Here is a 16,957-nt window from a genome sequence, read left to right as displayed (position 1 = left end):
CGCCGGCGTTTTATGCTTTTTGATCGGTTTGCCGGAGGCTGTCGCGCGGCGTCGGGCCTTGTGGCTCAGACCGTTTCCCAGCCGTCCTTGTCGCTGGCGCGATAGACCGCATCGATGAAGCGCTGGTTGAGGCGCGAACTTTCGAGCGACACGACCTCCGCCTCGCCGCCGAGCGCGCGGGTGGCGAAGGCTTCGGCCTGGCGCTTGTACTGGCGGCTGTCGGGGAAGCGGAAGATTTCCGAACGGCCATGCTTCTGGTCCGTCAGTTCCACCTCCTCGGCGCCGTAGCGGTCGGCATTGAAGGGCGATTTCACCTCGATGAAGCCGTCCGTGCCGTGGAAGACCATGACCTGGCGGGCGGCGAGCTGGGTGGCGATGTAGAAGGTGAGGTCGAAATCGCCGAAATCGGCCTTCACGCTCGAATAGATGTCGGTGCCGAAATCCGGGTCGCGCTCGGTGGTGGCCTGCACGCGCAGCGGTTCCTTGGCCGTCGAGAAGCGGGTCGCCATGGTGGGGTAGACGCCGATATCCGGCAGGCCGCCGCCGCCGAGTTCGGGAATGTTGCGCATGTTGGAGGCGTCGCGGTTGAAATAGCTGAAGGCGCCCTGCACATGGCGCAGCCGGCCGATGGCGCCGTTGGCGAGAAGCTCGCGCACTTTCAGCCAGACCGGCGCATAGGTGATCATGAAGGCTTCGGCGATCAGCACCTTATTGCGGTCGCGCGCGGCGATCAGCTGGTCGATCTCGTCGGCCTTCAGGGCAATCGGCTTTTCGCAGAGCACATGCTTGCCGGCATCCGCCGCCTTCACCGTCCATTCCACATGCTGGCTGGTGGGCAGCGGGATATAGACCGCATCGATCAGGTCGGAGGCGAGCATCGCCTCGTAGGAGCCGAAGGCGTGGGGCACGGAAAAGCGGTCGGCCATCGCGCGGGCGCGGGCCTCGTCGCGGCTGGCAATGGCGGTAACGACGGCGTTCTCCGCATCCTGGATGGCCGGTATGACGGCCTGCTGGCCGATGCGGGCGGTGGAGAGAATTCCGAAACGCAGCATGAGATCCTCCGAAGGTCTGTTACCGCGGCCGGAATCTCGGGCGAGGCCGGCATCGACGCGGTAGGATGGGGTGGGGAATGAAGGCCCTGCCGCTCCTCCGCGGCAGGGCAGGGATCAGAAAAGCCGGTGCGTCAGGCCCATTCGCCCTGGCGCATCACCGGCACGCGGCTGCCGTCGGCGCGAATGCCGTCGATATCGACCTGTCCGGAACCGATCATCCAGTCGATATGGATCAGCGAGGAATTGCCGCCCTGCGCCCTGATCTGATCCTGCGACAGCGAGGCGCCATCGAGGAAGCACTTCGAATAGCACTGGCCGAGCGCGATGTGGCAGGAGGCGTTCTCGTCGAACAGCGTGTTGTAGAACAGGATGCCGGAGGCTGAGATCGGCGAGGAATGCGGCACCAGCGCCACCTCGCCAAGGCGGCGTGCGCCTTCATCGGTATCCAGCACCTTGTTCAGCACGGCCTCGCCCTTCGAGGCCTTCGCCTGCACGATGCGGCCCGCCTCGAAGCGCACCTGGATATTGTCGATCAGCGTGCCCTGGTGCGACAGCGGCTTGGTGGAGGACACGGTGCCTTCCACCTTCAGCGCATGCGGCGTGGTGAAGACCTCTTCGGTCGGGATGTTCGGATTGCAGGTAATGCCGTTCTTGGCGGTGGAGGCGCCGCCATGCCATTCGTGCCCATCGGCCAGGCCGACCGTCAGATCGGTGCCGGGGCCGGAGAAATGCAGGGCGGCAAAGCGCTCGCTATTCAGCCAGCTCGAGCGTTTTTTCAGGTTGGCATTGTGCTCGGCCCAGGCGGCGATCGGGTCCGGCGTGTTGATGCGCGATGCGGAGAAGATCGCTTCGGCCAGCTTGTGCACGGCTTCCTCTTCCGGCAGATCCGGGAAAACCTGCCGCGCCCAGGACGGGTTGGGATAGGAGCAGATGTGCCAGTTGATGTCGAAGTTGGAGATTTTTTCCAGCGCCGGCTTGTAGGCGATCGAATTGGCCTTGTTGGCGCGCGCCACCTTCTGCGGGTCCTCGTTGGCGAGCATCATCGGATTGTCGCCGGAAATCGCCAGACGCGCGGCACCACCCTCATAAGCCTTTGCCATGCCGTCATAGAGCCAGTTCGCGGCGCGGTCGAAGCTTGCGTCAGGCGCATGGCGGTAGCGCGCCAGCGTCGTTTCCTCGTCGGAATAGAAGGTCGAGACGAGGCCGGCGCCGGCCATGTAGGCATGCTTGGTGATCTCGCGCACCAGCGGAAGGGCGGCAATCGGGGCGGTGATGACGAGATCCTGGTTCGCCTTCAGCTGCAGGCCGACCTTGACGGCCACCTCCGCCAGCTTATCGAGTTTCACCGGATCGACGGAGGGGGCGAGGACGGAATGGATCGTCATGGGGCGCAACACCTGTCTTGTGGACGTTCAATGTCTGACAGACATAGTCCGGCGATCAGGTGTCCGCAACAACCGGCGCGACGATGGCGCTCAGCACGGCGCGCGCATCGGCGGGCGACAGGCGCACCTGCAGCCCGCGCTGGCCGCCGTTCATGTAGACGAGCGCCTCCGCCATCGCAGTCTCCTCGATGGCGGTCGGCACCTGCTTCTTCTGGCCGAACGGGCTGATGCCGCCGACCACATAGCCGGTGGCCTTCTCGGCCGCAGCCGGCTTCATCATCGCCGCCGATTTTCCACCGAAGGCGGCGGCCAGCTTCTTCATCGACACCTCGCGATCCGAGGGCACGACGACGCAGGCCGGCTTGCCGTCCACCTCGACCATCAGCGTCTTCAGCACCCGATGCGGCGCTTCGCCGATCGCTTCCGCCGCCTGCAGGCCGATCCGTTCGGCATTGGGATCATAGTCATAGGTATGGACGCTAAAGGCGATGCCGGCCTTGGCAAGCATCTGGGTGGCGCGGGTTGTTTTGGACATTGAGGATTCCGGGGCCGCATCAGCGGGCAAACAGGCTTTCGTAGATCTCCGGCTTGAAGCCGATGGTGATCTCGCCGTCACGCTCCAGCACGGGGCGCTTGATCAGCGAGGGCTGCGCGAGCATCAGGCTGATCGCCTTGTCGGCGGAAAGATCGGCCTTCTCCGGCTCGGAGAGCTTGCGGAAGGTGGTGCCGGCCCGGTTCAGAACGGTTTCCCAGCCTCTGGCCTTAATCCAGGCTTCCAGATGCGCGCGGTCGATGCCGTCCACCTTGTAGTCGTGGAAGCGGTACGCGATCCCCTTTTCCTCCAGCCAGCTGCGGGCCTTCTTCATCGTGTCGCAGTTCTTGATGCCGTAAAGCGTGGTCATGGTATTTCCTGTGCTGCCCGCCGGACTGGTCTTTTGAGGCCGGCGATCCCGGCGGGCAGACTGTGCGACAAGATCGGCGCTGCGACAAGGGACGAGTCTTTACCAAATGATAAGGCTGATGTCGTTTCGCATGCGAAGGTTGCATGGCTCCCATCCTCTCTTGTGCGTTGCCGAAATATGTCGTCACTCCCATATTTCGGACAGACAAAAGGAGATGAACATGTCTACGACAATCAACAGGATGCGCGGTGGTTTCCTCGGTCGTGCCATCGCTGTTTTCGGTGCTGCCGCCGCCGCTTCCGCCGCCGTCGAGGCTGGTCGCAAGCCTGCCCGTCGCGATCTCGTGACGCTCGGCATCGACCCGGCTGCCTTCGAGCGCCACTGATCCGACCGATGACCGGCAGTTCCGATCTGGCCTGTCATGTGATCGTTCGGCACGACCTGACCTTGCCGTCAGTCGTGCGGGGACATGGCTGACCAGACAGGGCCGCTGATGCTCTGCAACAGTTCCGGCGCGACGCCATCAATGCGGGCAATCACCGCCTTGGCGAGCTCGCGTCCCGCATGGCGGATATTCTCGTTGATGGTATAGATCTCGGGACGGATCCAGTTGAGAAGGTCCGCCGACTGCTTCGAGACCAGGTCCACCTCGTGGCCCAGCCGTTTGCCGGCGGCCTCCAGCCCGGCGACGAGCGAGATGGTGGCGCTGCCGCTGATCGAGATGATGCCATCCGGCGGTTCCGCCGACTGCATCAGTGCCTGCATCTGCATGCGGATATCATCCAGCGGCGCCTCGCTGGTGACGCGGCCCATGGCGGCTTCCGTCACGCCGAAGGTCGCAAGCCCCCGTTCGAAGCCGATGCGGGTATGCAGGTAGTAAGAGAGCTTGGCCGGCGGCGCCAGAAGCGCGATGCGTCGGCGTCCGCGTGCCGCCAGCCGTTCCACCGCCTGGAAGGCATAGGCTTCGTTGTCGAAATCGTGGAAGGGGTGGGAAATCCCCATGTCGGTGCGGCCATGGGTGGCAAATGGAAAGTTCCGTTCCGTCATCAGCGCCACGCGCGGATCGTCCGGCAGCGTCCGGGAGATGATCATTCCGTCGGCGGAGCCGGTATCGAGAATGTAGCGCACCGGTGCCATCGGATCCTTCTGGTGCACGTGCGGCGTCAGCACCAGATGATACTGCGTGCCGGCCAGCACTTCGGAAATACCGAACATCATCTGGCTGGTGAAGCCCATCAGCTCCTCCTCGATACTCAGCACCAACGCAATCACATTGGTCTTGCCGGTGCGCAGGCGCACACCCGCGCGGTTCGGCTGGTAGCCGAGCTGGGCGGCGACAAGGCGGACGCGTTCCTTGGTGTCAACGCCGATATCCGGCGCATCCTTCAGCGCCCGTGACACGGTGGTGATGCCGAGACCGGTCATGTAGGCGATTGTCTTCAGGGTCGGCCGGGCATTGCCCGAGACGGTTCCCGACGGCTGTCCGGATTTTTGCCCGGATTGGGGGCGGCCGAGATTCTTCGAAATATTGCTGTCGTCCATGCGCATCCACTCGTTCAAGCGACGGACTATAACCGTCTTCCTGCCGCCTGGAAACGAGCGCCTCCTCCCGCAAAGGCCTCTGCCAGAACATGAAACTGTAACGTTGCAGGAGAATTGTCGAGGAGAAATTTCAGGAGATCTGAATTTTATGCCCCTTGTGATTGTGCAACGCAGGCGCGGGAAAGATTATGCGGTTGCGAAACGAATATGACGGCCTTTGAGGCTGATATCTGGAAAATAGCAGTGTTTTCTAATGCTTGTTCCGGCCGATGATGGGGATCTCGCGGAGCAGCGTAATTCAATTATGGATTGAAAATTGAACGTATCAGGAAAATTTCGAAGAAGCCCGGTTGCACCCAATCCGATATTCGCATAGGTTTTTTTACGGCAACGTTTCAGTGAGGGAGGAGACTCATGAATATGCGTGCATTGAAAGCCATTCTCGTGGCCAGTGCCCTGATCCCCGCGGCTCATGCGGGTGCGGCGGACCTCGAAGTTACCCATTGGTGGACCTCCGGTGGCGAAGCAGCCGCCGTGAAGGAGCTCGCCAAGGCCTTCGACGCCACCGGCAACAAGTGGGTCGACGGCGCGATCGCCGGGTCCGGCGGTACGGCCCGTCCGATCATGATCAGCCGCATCACCGGCGGCGACCCGATGGGCGCCACCCAGTTCAACCACGGCCGCCAGGCGCAGGAACTCGTCGAGGCCGGCCTGATGCGCGATCTGAGCGACGTGGCCGCCAAGGGCAAGTGGAAGGAGATCATCAAGCCTGCCAGCCTGCTCGACAGCTGCACGATCGACGGCAAGATTTATTGCGCGCCTGTCAACATTCATTCGTGGCAGTGGCTGTGGCTTTCCAATGCCGCCTTCAAGAAGGCGGGCGTCGACGTGCCGAAGAACTGGAACGAGTTCGTGGCGGCCGGTCCGGCGCTGCAGAAGGCCGGCATCCAGCCTCTGGCCATCGGTGGCCAGCCCTGGCAGGCGACCGGCGCCTTCGATACGCTCATCATTTCGCTGGGCGGCAAGGATCTCTACATGAAGGTCTTCAAGGACAAGGACGCCAAGGCGGCGGCTGGTCCGGAGGTCGCGAAGATCTTCAAGGCGGCCGACGATGCGCGCAAGATGGCGCAGGGCACCAATGTGCAGGACTGGAACCAGGCCACCAACATGGTGATCACCGGCAAGGCGGCCGGCCAGATCATGGGTGACTGGGCCCAGGGCGAATTCCAGCTGGCCGGCCAGAAGGCCGGCACGGACTATACCTGCCTTCCGGGCCTTGGCCTCAACCAGTATCTCACCGCAGGTGGTGATGCCTTCTACTTCCCCAAGCTGAAGGACGCGGCAAAGTCGAAGGCGCAGGACGTTCTGGCTGAGACCATTGTCGATCCCAAGGTCCAGGTGGCCTTCAACCTGAAGAAGGGTTCGCTGCCGATCCGGGGCGACGTCGATCTGTCGGCGGCCAATGACTGCATGAAGAAGGGGCTCGAGGTTCTGGCCAAGGGCAACATTCTCTCCAGCACCGACCAGCTGTTGTCGCCCGATACGCAGAAGCAGAAGGAAGACCTGTTCTCGCAGTTCTTCGCCAATCCGTCGATGACGGCGGAGGCCGCGCAGAAGCGCTTCGCCGAGATCATCGCCGCGGCGGACTGATCCCCGCCCGGTGATGCGGCCGCCTCGGCCTTCGGGTGCGGCGGCCGTTCATCCATGCCCGTCTCGGGATTGAAAGAATGCATGGCGGCCGGGAGCGGACGCGATGACGGTGAAGCCTTGTCCTCCCGCGCCGCACCCGTCGCCATGCATCCCGGACCGCCCGTCCGAAGCGAAGGCTGGCGCGAACCGGATCCCGCAGGCAATCCTGGCGGTCCTTGAGGAGGATGATGCAGCATGAGGTCCCACGCGCCGGCTGGGCGACCAAACCAGCTTTTCCGCAACCTGAACTCCAAGATCGCGCTGATCCCGATGATGCTGGTGGCACTCGTCGTGTTTCTCGGCGGCACGGTCTGGACGGTTGTCTATTCCTTCACCAATTCCAAGCTGCTGCCCCGGCTGAAATTCGTCGGGCTCGAGCAGTATGAGCGTCTGTGGGATGCGCCGCGCTGGATCATCTCGATCCAGAATCTTGCCATCTACGGCATTCTCTCGCTGATTTTCAGTCTCGTCATCGGCTTCGTGCTGGCTGCGCTGATGGACCAGAAGATCCGGTTCGAAAACACCTTCCGCACCATCTTTCTCTATCCCTTCGCGCTGTCCTTCATCGTGACGGGGCTGGTGTGGCAGTGGGTGCTCAATCCGGAATACGGCGTGCAGTTCATCGTGCGCAGCCTCGGCTTCACGAGCTTCCAGTTCGATCCGCTCTACAATGCCGACATCGTCATCTACGGCATCCTGATCGCCGGGCTGTGGCAGGGCACGGGCCTTGTGATGTGCCTGATGCTGGCAGGGCTTCGCGGCATCGACGAGGACATCTGGAAGGCCGCGCGCGTCGACGGCATCCCGATGTGGCGCACCTACATCTTCATCATCATCCCGATGATGCGGCCGGTTTTCATCACCACGCTGGTGCTGATCGCGAGCAGCATCGTGAAGGTCTACGACCTCGTGGTGGCGCAGACCAGCGGCGGGCCGGGCATCGCCTCGGAAGTGCCGGCGAAATATGTCTACGACTACATGTTCCAGGCGCAGAACCTGGGGCAGGGCTTTGCCGCCTCCACCATGATGCTGATCACGGTCGCCATCATCGTCATCCCCTGGGCCTATCTCGAATTCGGAGGGAAGAAGCGTGGCTAATGTCAGCTCTCTCAACGCCGCCGCCGCCAGCTTCGATGCCGTGTCGGGGCAGGTGGCCGGCCCGCGCGGCAAAAAGCCCCGCAAGGCGCTCTCGCGGCGCAACATCATCCTCTACGGTACGCTGATCGTGGCGGCCCTCTATTATCTCCTGCCGCTTTACGTGATGGTCGTCACCTCGCTGAAGGGCATGCCGGAGATCCGCCTCGGCAACATCTTCTCGCCGCCGGTGGAGATCACCTTCGAACCCTGGGTGAAGGCCTGGGCGACCGCCTGCACCGGATTGAACTGCGACGGCCTTTCGCGCGGCTTCTGGAATTCGGTGCGCATCCTCTTGCCGTCCGTGGTGGTATCGATCGCGGTTGCTTCCGTCAGCGGCTATGCGCTTGCCAACTGGCGCTTCAAGGGGGCCGACGTCTTCTTCTCCATCCTGATCGTCGGCGCCTTCATTCCCTATCAGGTGATGATCTACCCGATCGTCATCGTACTGCGCGAGCTCGGCGTCTACGGCACCCTGACCGGCCTCGTCATCGTGCACACCATCTTCGGCATGCCGATCCTGACGCTGTTGTTCCGCAACTATTTCACCTCGCTGCCGGAAGAGCTGTTCAAGGCGGCACGCATCGATGGCGCCGGCTTCTGGCAGATCTATTTCCGCATCATGCTGCCGATGGCGCTGCCGATCTTCGTGGTGGCGATGATCCTGCAGGTTACCGGCATCTGGAACGACTTCCTGTTCGGCGTCGTCTTCACTAGGCCGGATACCTATCCGATGACGGTGCAGCTCAACAACATCGTCAACTCGGTGCAGGGCGTGAAGGAATACAATGTCAACATGGCCGCGACCCTTCTGACCGGCGCCGTGCCCCTGATCGTCTATTTCGTCTCCGGCAGATTGTTCGTCCGCGGCATCGCCGCCGGCGCAGTAAAGGGTTGAGCCCATGGCAACCAGCGTTTCCATTCGTGAACTTTCGCTTTCCTTCGGCGCCGTCACCGTTCTGAAGGATCTCAATCTCGACATCCGCGACGGCGAGTTCCTGGTGCTGCTCGGCTCGTCGGGCTGCGGAAAGTCGACGCTCCTCAACTGCATTGCCGGCCTCCTGGAGCCGACCGACGGCCAGATCTTCATCAAGGACCGCAATGTCACCTGGGAGGAGCCGAAGGACCGCGGCATCGGCATGGTATTCCAGTCCTATGCGCTCTATCCGCAGATGACGGTGGAGAAGAACCTCTCCTTCGGCCTGCAGGTGGCCAAGGTGCCGCAGGCGGAGATCGACAAGCGGGTGGCGCGCGCCGCCGAGATCCTGCAGATCGGCCCGCTTCTGAAGCGCAAGCCCGCCGAGCTGTCCGGCGGCCAGCGCCAGCGCGTGGCGATCGGCCGCGCGCTGGTGCGCGACGTGGATGTCTTCCTGTTCGACGAGCCGCTGTCCAACCTCGACGCCAAGCTGCGCTCCGAACTGCGCGTCGAAATCAAGCGCCTGCACCAGAACCTCAAGAACACGATGATTTACGTGACGCACGACCAGATCGAGGCGCTGACGCTGGCCGACCGCATCGCCATCATGAAGAGCGGCGTCATCCAGCAGCTCGATGATCCGATCGTCATCTACAACCGGCCGAGAAACCTGTTCGTCGCCGGTTTCATCGGCTCGCCCTCGATGAACTTCCTGCGTGGCGAGATCGCTCTTGCCGGTGACCGACCGGTGTTCACGACGCATGGCGTCACCTTCGGCCTCGACGCCTATGACGCCGCCGAGTCGTTGACGCCGGGGCGCAAGGTGGTTCTCGGCCTGCGTCCCGAACACATCATGATTGATAGCGATGTCAATTCACCGGAACTGCACGAGGCGACGGTCGACATCGAGGAACCGATGGGAGCCGACAATCTTCTCTGGCTGAAACATGCCGGCCATACCATGTCGGTGCGCATCGGCGGCGCCCGCCGCTATGCGCCCGGCGCCCGGGTGCGCATGAGCTTCGACATGGGACTTGCCTCGCTGTTCGACGCGGAAACCGAAGACCGTATCTGATGATGTCGGCCGCAGGAAAAGTCCCCTTCCCAATCCCTCCCCACATGGGGGAGGGACGGAGCTGGCCGCCTCACCCCTGCGCTGATGATGGCGCGTCGGTGCCGCGGATCCTCTCCATCTGCGTGGCTGGGTCCGAAGGGCGGGCCGAGGTCCGCGGCTCGGCCCCCAGTTCGGCCCCCCGTTCGGCCCACAGTGCGGCAACCGGAGGGGCTTTCCTTTCATGGCTGAAACAGGACGGACATCATGACCACCCTTGATCTCGCCGGCACCTGGCGGCTGTCATCCCTCGATGAGGAGACCCAGGCCCTGATGCCCGTTCCGGGCGACGTGCACACGGCACTGCGCAATGCCGGCCTCATTCCCGACCCCTATGTCGGTCGCAACGAAACCGACCTCGGCTGGGTGGCGGCTCGGGACTGGCAGATCGAGCAGGATTTCGTGCTGGAGGATGCCGAGGGCGACTGGTATCTCGACATCACCGATCTCGACACCGTGGCGACGGTGGAGATCAACGGGCAGGTGGTGCTGGAGGCCGACAATTGCTTCCGCCGGTATCGTCCGTCGGTTGGCGCTTACCTGAAGCGCGGCGACAACCGCATCCGCATCCTCTTCCATTCCAGCATCCGCGAAGGGGCGGCGCGGCAGGCGCGCCAGCCCTTCTATATTCCCTACCACAGCGGCAATTCGCCGATCCCGAACGGCAACATGCTGCGCAAGCCGCAATGCCATTTCGGCTGGGACTGGAACATCGCCCTCGCGCCGCTTGGCCTTTACGGCACGATTGCGCTCAGAAAATTGGAGGCGGCGCGCATCGAGCACGTCATCACGCGCCAGACCCATCATGCGGATCGGGTCGAGGTGGCGGTCACCGTCACGCTGTTTGCCGAAGCCCCCGGCGTCGTGCCGGTTGTGCTGGCGCTCGGTCAGGAGCGGGTGCGGCTGGACTGCGGGGTGAAGGCCGGCGAAACACAGGTGGCCTATCGCTTCGAGATCGACGAGCCGCGCCTCTGGTGGCCGGCCGGCAGCGGCGAGCAGGCGCTGTATACGCTGACCGTCTCGCTTCCCGACGAAACGGTGACGCGCAAGATCGGCCTGCGCACCGCGGAACTTCTGACAGACCCGGATGCGGCCGGCAGCCGCTTTGCGCTGTCCATCAACGGGCGCGAGATCTTCTGCCGCGGCGCCAACTGGATTCCGGCCGATGCGCTGTTTTCGCTGACGAGCGTTGAGAAGACCCGCGATCTCCTGCAATCGGCGGTCGATGCCAACATGAACATGATCCGCGTCTGGGGCGGCGGCTTCTACGAGGCGGACTGGTTCTACGATCTCTGCGACGAATTCGGCCTGATGGTCTGGCAGGATTTCCAGTTCTCCTGCAACCTTTATCCCTCGACGCCGGATTTTCTCGAGAATGTGGCGGCGGAGGTGGATTATCAGGTGCGCCGGCTCGCCTCGCATGCCGCGATCGTGCTCTGGTGCGGCGACAACGAACTGGTCGGCGCGCTGACCTGGTTCAAGGAATCGGTCGAGAACCGCGACCGCTACCTCGTTTCCTACGACCGGCTGAACCGCACGATCGAGCAGGCGATGAAGGCGGCGGCGCCGGAGGCGATCTGGTGGCCCTCAAGCCCGGCCTCCGGTTACATGGATTACGGCGACGCCTGGCATGCCGACGGGTCCGGCGACATGCACTACTGGTCCGTCTGGCACGAGAACAAGCCGTTCGAGGATTACCGCAAGGTCAGGCCGCGTTTCTGCTCGGAATTCGGCTTCCAGTCCTACACCTCGCTGCCGGTGATCCGCAGCTATGCGGCGGAAGCGGACATGAACATCGCCTCGCCGGTGATGGAGCTGCACCAGAAGAATGTCGGCGGCAACGAACGCATCGCCGCGACCATGTTCCGCTATTTCCGCTTTCCGGAAGGCTTCGCGAACTTCGTCTATCTCAGCCAGGTGCAGCAGGCGCTCGCCATCCGCACGGCGGTGGATTACTGGCGCTCGCTGAAGCCCCACTGCATGGGCACGCTCTACTGGCAGCTGAACGACACATGGCCGGTCGCCTCCTGGTCCAGCCTCGATTATGGCGGCGGCTGGAAGGTGCTGCATTATCTGGCCCGGCGCTTCTTCCAGCCGGTGAGCGTGTCCGCTATTCCCTCGCAGGATGGCAGCGAGATCCGCTTTTCGGCGGTGAACGATACGCTCTCGGATGTGGCGCTGACGCTCAACATCCAGCATCTGACGCTCTCCGGTGAACGGCAAACGGTAGAGACGGTCGATCTGGTCTGCCCGCCGGATGCCGCCGTGGTGGCGGCGGTGATCGATGCCGCCAGCCTGCCGGCCGACACGTTGCTGGCCTGGCACTTCACTGCCGGCAACGGCATGGGCGGCAGCGGCCATTACGTGCATGGCAGCTACAAGGCGCTGCCGCTGAAGCCGGCGGGCCTCGGGCTCAGCGTCTCGCCGGCACCGCTCGGCGGCTATGATATCACCGTCGAAAGTGCGGGCCTCGGCCTTTACGTGATGGTGGAGAGCGATACGCCCGGCCGCTTATCCGACAATGCCTTCGATCTGGCTGCGGGCGAAAGCCGCCGCATCACCTTTATCCCTTCGTCCGACAGCGATGGCGAACCGTCGTTCCGGATGTACGATCTGCAGTCCTGCACCACGGCAGGCTGAGTGTTCTTGACCCAGCAGGGGCCATCAGGGCCCGGGAGGATGACATGACCGAACTTGGCTTCCAGCTTTACAGCGCCCGCAATTTTCCGCCGCTGTCGGAGACGCTGACAAAGCTCTCGCAGGCCGGCTACACGCAGGTCGAAGGCTATGGCGGCATCTATGGCACGATGGACGACGCAGCGCTGAAGGCGCTCCGGGCCGATCTCGATGCGGCGGGCCTGACCATGCCGACCGGCCATTTCGGCCTCGACCTTCTTGAGAAGCAGCCGGAACAGGCGCTGGCGATTGCCAAGACGCTCGGCATGGAAGCCATTTATTGCCCCTATCTTCTGCCGGACCTTCGGCCATCCGATGCGGCGGGCTGGTTCGCCTTCGGCCAGCGCCTGCAGGAGGTGGGCAAGCGCTATCGGGATGCCGGCTATGTGTTCGGCTGGCACAACCACGATTTCGAATTCAAGACGCTGGACGATGGCTCGACGCCGCAGGAACAGATCCTGGCCGGCGGGCCGGACCTGGCCTGGGAAGCCGACATTGCCTGGGTGGTGCGCGGCAAGGCCGATCCCTTCGCCTGGATCGAAAGCTATGGCAAACGCATCACGGCCGTGCATGTGAAGGATATTGCGGCACCCGGAGAAAATGCCGACGAGGATGGCTGGGCCGATCTCGGCCATGGCACGGTGCCGTGGAAGGACCTGATCGCCGCGCTGCGCAAGACCTCTGCCAAGCATTTCGTGCTGGAGCACGACAACCCGAAGGACGTCGACCGGCTGATTGCCCGTTCGATCGCCTCCTTCGAAACCTACTGACCCCTGATTATTTGCGGAGCGCCCCATGGCGAAGGAACTTGGCGTCGGCATCATCGGATGCGGCAATATCTCGACCACCTACTTCTCGCTTGCGCCCCTGTTCAAGGGGCTCAAGATCCTGGCCTGCGCGGACCTGAACCGCAGCGCGGCCGAACTGCGCGCCGAGGAATACGGCGTGGCGGCCCAGTCCATCGAGGACCTGCTCGCCAATGACGCGCTGGACGTGATCGTCAACCTGACGATCCCCGCCTCGCATTTTTCCGTTTCCAAGGCGATTCTTGGCGCGGGCAAGCATGTCTATTCGGAAAAGCCGCTGGTCCTGTCGCTGGAGGAGGGCGAGGAACTCAAGGCGCTCGCCCAGGCGAAGGGGCTGGCGGTCGGCTGCGCGCCCGACACCTTCCTCGGCGGCTCGCACCAGCTGGCCCGCAAATACATCGATGAGGGCGGCGTTGGCCGCATCACGTCGGGCACCTGCCATGTGATGAGCCCCGGCATGGAAATGTGGCATCCGAACCCCGGCTTCTTCTTCCTGGCCGGCGGCGGGCCGATCCTCGACCTCGGGCCCTATTACATCGCAAACCTCATCAACCTCGTCGGGCCGGTAAAGCGGGTGGGGGCGCTTACCTCGATGGCGAACCCGACCCGCACCGTGACGAGCCAGCCGCTGGCCGGCACCGTGATCCCGGTCGAGACGCCGACCACGATCCATGCCCTGCTGGAATTCGTGAGCGGCGCCACGATCACGCTGTCGGCAAGCTGGGATGTCTGGTCGCACCGCCATGCCAATATGGAGCTTTACGGCACCGAAGGCTCTATCTTCGTGCCGGATCCGAATTTTTTCGGCGGCAAGGTGGAGGCCTCCGGCCGCAACACCGATATCCAGCCGCTGGAGGAATGGGATCATCCGTTCGGCAAGGCGAACCAGGAAAGCCCGCGCGGGCCGCGCGCCAACTATCGCACCGCAGGCCTTGCCGACATGGCCATGGCGCTCATTGACGGGCGCGATCCGCGATGCTCACTCGACAGGACGCTGCATGGCATCGATGTGATGACCGGGATCCTCAAATCGGGGGAGGAGGGGCGTTTCATCGACATGGTGACCACCTGCACCCAGCCGGAGGCACTCGGCATCGAAGAAGCTCGCGCGCTTCTGCGCTGAGGGGGGCCAGCCGGTCGTGCCTGAGGGACAGGGCGCGACCGGCTGGACGAACCAATGCACTGGCCAGCCCATGTTCCCGCACAGGACAATCCGATGATCCGCAACCCGATCCTGCCGGGGTTCAACCCCGATCCCTCCATCTGCCGTGTCGGCGAGGATTATTACATCGCCACCTCCACCTTCGAATGGTATCCGGGCGTGCAGATCCACCATTCGCGCGATCTGGTGAACTGGCGGCTGGTGCGCCGGCCGCTGGAGCGCAAGGCGCAGCTCGACATGCGCGGCAATCCCGACAGCTGCGGCATCTGGGCTCCGTGCCTGTCCCATGCCGACGGGCAGTTCTGGCTCGTCTATACCGACGTGAAACGCTATGACGGCAACTTCAAGGATGCGCATAATTACATCGTGACCGCGCCGAGCATCGCGGCGGACTGGTCCGATCCGGTCTATGTCAATTCCTCGGGCTTTGACCCTTCGCTGTTCCATGACGATGACGGGCGCAAATGGTTCGTCAACATGCAGTGGAACCACCGCACCGAAAGCTATGGCGGTTCGCCGAAGAGCCCCGCCTTCGACGGCATCCTGCTGCAGGAATGGGATCCGGCGACGAAACGCCTCGTCGGTCCGATCCGCAACATCTTTGCCGGAAGCCCGCTCGGGCTGGTGGAAGGCCCGCATCTCTTCAAGCGCAACGGCTGGTACTACCTGACCACCGCCGAGGGCGGTACGGGCTATGACCATGCGGTGACCATGGCCCGCTCGCGCTCCATCGCGGGACCTTACGAGATGCACCCCGCGATGCATCTGATCACCTCCAAGGATCATCCGGAGGCCGTTCTGCAGCGGGCGGGCCACGGACAATATGTGGAGACGCCGGAAGGCGAGGCCTATCACACCCATCTCTGCGGCCGGCCGCTTGCCCCGCAGCGCCGCTGCACGCTGGGCCGCGAGACGGCGCTGCAAAAATGCGTATGGCGCGACGACTGGCTGTATCTGGCCGATGGCGGCACTGTGCCGAGCGTGGAGGTGCCAGCGCCGACGGATGCCGCGCGGCAGGACCCTCCGGAGCGCATCGACTATCGCTTCGACCAGCCGGTGCTGCCCGAGGATTTCCAGTGGCTGCGCACGCCGGAGCCGGAGCGGATCTTTTCGCTGACGGAGCAGCCGGGCGTTCTGAGGCTTCATGGCCGCGAAAGCATTGGCTCGTGGTTCGAGCAGGCACTGGTGGCACGACGGCAGGAAGATCACCGGTTTCGCGCCGAGACCGTGCTGGCGTTTCAACCGGACACCTATCAGCAGGTCGCCGGGCTGACGCATTATTACAACCGCCACAAGTTCCACGCGCTGGTCGTGACGCTGCATGAGAGGCTCGGCCGGGTCGTCACCATCTTCTCCTGCCCCGGCGATTTTCCGCACGGCCGGATGAGCTTTCCCGTGGAGAGCGGCGAGGCGGTGCCGGACGGAGCACTCGAACTGGCAGCCGACATCCGCGACAACGACCTGCAGTTCTTCTGGCGGGCAAAGGGCGAGGAGGCCTGGCGGCCGATCGGCCCGGTGCTGGATGCCGGCGTGATCTCTGACGAGGGCGGGCGCGGCGAGCATGGTTCCTTCACCGGCGCCTTCATCGGCATGCTTGCCTTCGACACCTCAGGCCGTGCGAAGCCTGCGGATTTTGCCCGTTTCGTCTATCAACGCCTGGACTGAGACGGCTCGGCTTCCCCGATCTTATCTCGATGCGAGACAGACAGCGGCACGGCGGATAACCGCCGTGCCGATTTGCATTGTGGGGCACAGGCGGCAGGAGGCTCTGCGGTCTGACGGAGAGAGGCTGCCTATCTTTCGCAGGCCCTGTCCGCATAGCTGTCCTCGCTGACGTGCTGCTTGGGGTGTGCATAAGCGAGTTCTTGTTTTGCGATGCGGAATAAAACAAGGAAGTAAATATGTATATTTCAGTATAGATGGCTCCTTGTCGATTGTGTGATTCATATTGATGCCCGCGGCGTTGATGACTGCGCCAAAGCGGGAATGTGTGCCGATAGAGGCCAGGTGGTGTAGAGATCAGACTCCGCTTCGCAAGAAGATGCCGTTCGGATCGAGATCCAGTCATGCGGTCCAACTCAGCACCCCATGTCGAAGTCATGATAAAATAATCATATATAATAGAGAGATAACCAGTATCTTCCACGGCTTCCGTGCCGTGTCGCGGTACACTTGGCCTTCGGCTGCGGCTGAAATCCGGAGGGTTTCTTGCCGCGCGCTGGCTCACGATTCGTGACGTTCGAGTCGGCGTGATGCGGATGAACGGCGGATTATCGTCGCAGTCCATCTTGCGGGTCTTTATTTTAGGCGCAGATGAAAACTACGGATTTGCTTTTAACGAATCACTGGACACGTAAAAGCTGAGTCTGTATCCGTCTTATGATTGGGCGGACTCCGATATATATTTCGGATCAAAAATATAATCGGCGCTTTGCCCGCGAATGTTTGTTTGGCGCAGCCAATGCCTGGGGGGGCTGCGCCGGGGGTTTTGGACATGGTCGATCGGTCTCGCCACTGGTATCCGGTGTTGGCGCGCTTTTCCCGCACGCTGACAGTTTCCGTTGTTTCGGGAAGTCTGGTTC

14 protein-coding genes are annotated in these 16,957 nt (G+C 62.9%); 9 read left to right on the top strand and 5 right to left on the bottom strand.

Translation table 11 applies throughout. The annotated features are described in order from the left end of the window. Positions 1 to 65: 65 nt before the first annotated feature. The 4 genes from F3H95_RS20980 to F3H95_RS20965 form a co-directional block, all read right to left on the bottom strand. Entirely contained in the window at positions 66 to 1,052 is a 987-nt protein-coding gene (locus F3H95_RS20980) for a Gfo/Idh/MocA family oxidoreductase (RefSeq protein ID WP_149747444.1), read from the bottom strand. Positions 1,053 to 1,183: 131 nt separating this feature from the next. Further along, on the bottom strand, positions 1,184 to 2,437 hold the full coding sequence (locus F3H95_RS20975; protein ID WP_149747443.1) for an aminopeptidase: 1,254 nt from the start codon (positions 2,435 to 2,437) through the stop codon (positions 1,184 to 1,186). Between the two features lie 55 nt (positions 2,438 to 2,492). Then, complete coding sequence (gene ybaK / locus F3H95_RS20970) at positions 2,493 to 2,972, bottom strand: Cys-tRNA(Pro) deacylase (RefSeq protein ID WP_149747442.1); 480 nt, start codon at positions 2,970 to 2,972, stop codon at positions 2,493 to 2,495. Between the two features lie 19 nt (positions 2,973 to 2,991). Beyond that, a complete protein-coding gene (locus tag F3H95_RS20965) occupies positions 2,992 to 3,339 on the bottom strand; it encodes an ArsC family reductase (protein ID WP_149747441.1) in 348 nt (115 codons plus the stop codon). A gap of 220 nt (positions 3,340 to 3,559) precedes the next feature. Here F3H95_RS20965 and F3H95_RS27225 point away from each other — a divergent pair, with 220 nt between their 5' ends. Beyond that, the gene (locus F3H95_RS27225) at positions 3,560 to 3,724 is read left to right on the top strand and encodes a hypothetical protein (protein WP_185969844.1); all 165 of its coding nucleotides are present in this window, start codon (positions 3,560 to 3,562) and stop codon (positions 3,722 to 3,724) included. 68 nt (positions 3,725 to 3,792) lie between these two features. On the opposite strand, the gene F3H95_RS20960 is transcribed toward F3H95_RS27225, so the two are convergent. Further along, positions 3,793 to 4,881, bottom strand: a complete 1,089-nt coding sequence (locus tag F3H95_RS20960; RefSeq protein ID WP_143125676.1) for a LacI family transcriptional regulator — start codon at positions 4,879 to 4,881, stop codon at positions 3,793 to 3,795. A 414-nt stretch (positions 4,882 to 5,295) separates the two neighbouring features. On the opposite strand from F3H95_RS20960, the gene F3H95_RS20955 reads away from it, so the two are divergent. The 8 genes from F3H95_RS20955 to F3H95_RS20920 all read left to right on the top strand — a co-directional run bounded on the left by F3H95_RS20955 (position 5,296) and on the right by F3H95_RS20920 (position 16,040). Further along, positions 5,296 to 6,531: an ABC transporter substrate-binding protein gene (locus F3H95_RS20955; RefSeq protein WP_143125677.1), complete on the top strand. Its 1,236-nt coding sequence runs from the start codon at positions 5,296 to 5,298 to the stop codon at positions 6,529 to 6,531. A gap of 234 nt (positions 6,532 to 6,765) precedes the next feature. Further along, complete coding sequence (locus tag F3H95_RS20950) at positions 6,766 to 7,668, top strand: sugar ABC transporter permease (protein WP_149747440.1); 903 nt, start codon at positions 6,766 to 6,768, stop codon at positions 7,666 to 7,668. Beyond that, complete coding sequence (locus tag F3H95_RS20945; protein ID WP_149747439.1) at positions 7,661 to 8,602, top strand: carbohydrate ABC transporter permease; 942 nt, start codon at positions 7,661 to 7,663, stop codon at positions 8,600 to 8,602. Before F3H95_RS20950 ends, F3H95_RS20945 begins: the two co-directional genes overlap by 8 nt. Before the next feature lie 4 nt (positions 8,603 to 8,606). Beyond that, positions 8,607 to 9,695 (top strand): ABC transporter ATP-binding protein, encoded by a 1,089-nt coding sequence (locus tag F3H95_RS20940; RefSeq protein ID WP_149747438.1) that lies wholly within the window; start codon positions 8,607 to 8,609, stop codon positions 9,693 to 9,695. A gap of 243 nt (positions 9,696 to 9,938) precedes the next feature. Continuing rightward, complete coding sequence (locus F3H95_RS20935) at positions 9,939 to 12,371, top strand: glycoside hydrolase family 2 protein (protein WP_149747437.1); 2,433 nt, start codon at positions 9,939 to 9,941, stop codon at positions 12,369 to 12,371. Between the two features lie 44 nt (positions 12,372 to 12,415). Next, a complete protein-coding gene (locus F3H95_RS20930) occupies positions 12,416 to 13,177 on the top strand; it encodes a sugar phosphate isomerase/epimerase (RefSeq protein ID WP_143125682.1) in 762 nt (253 codons plus the stop codon). 25 nt (positions 13,178 to 13,202) lie between these two features. After that, positions 13,203 to 14,336: a Gfo/Idh/MocA family oxidoreductase gene (locus tag F3H95_RS20925; protein ID WP_149747436.1), complete on the top strand. Its 1,134-nt coding sequence runs from the start codon at positions 13,203 to 13,205 to the stop codon at positions 14,334 to 14,336. 93 nt (positions 14,337 to 14,429) lie between these two features. After that, on the top strand, positions 14,430 to 16,040 hold the full coding sequence (locus F3H95_RS20920) for a glycoside hydrolase family 43 protein (RefSeq protein WP_149747435.1): 1,611 nt from the start codon (positions 14,430 to 14,432) through the stop codon (positions 16,038 to 16,040). Positions 16,041 to 16,957: the final 917 nt, after the last annotated feature.

The sequence above is a fragment of the Rhizobium sp. RU35A genome, assembly GCF_900156005.1.
Lineage (GTDB): Bacteria > Pseudomonadota > Alphaproteobacteria > Rhizobiales > Rhizobiaceae > Neorhizobium > Neorhizobium straminoryzae.
This window is presented reverse-complemented; position numbering and strand designations above follow the sequence as displayed.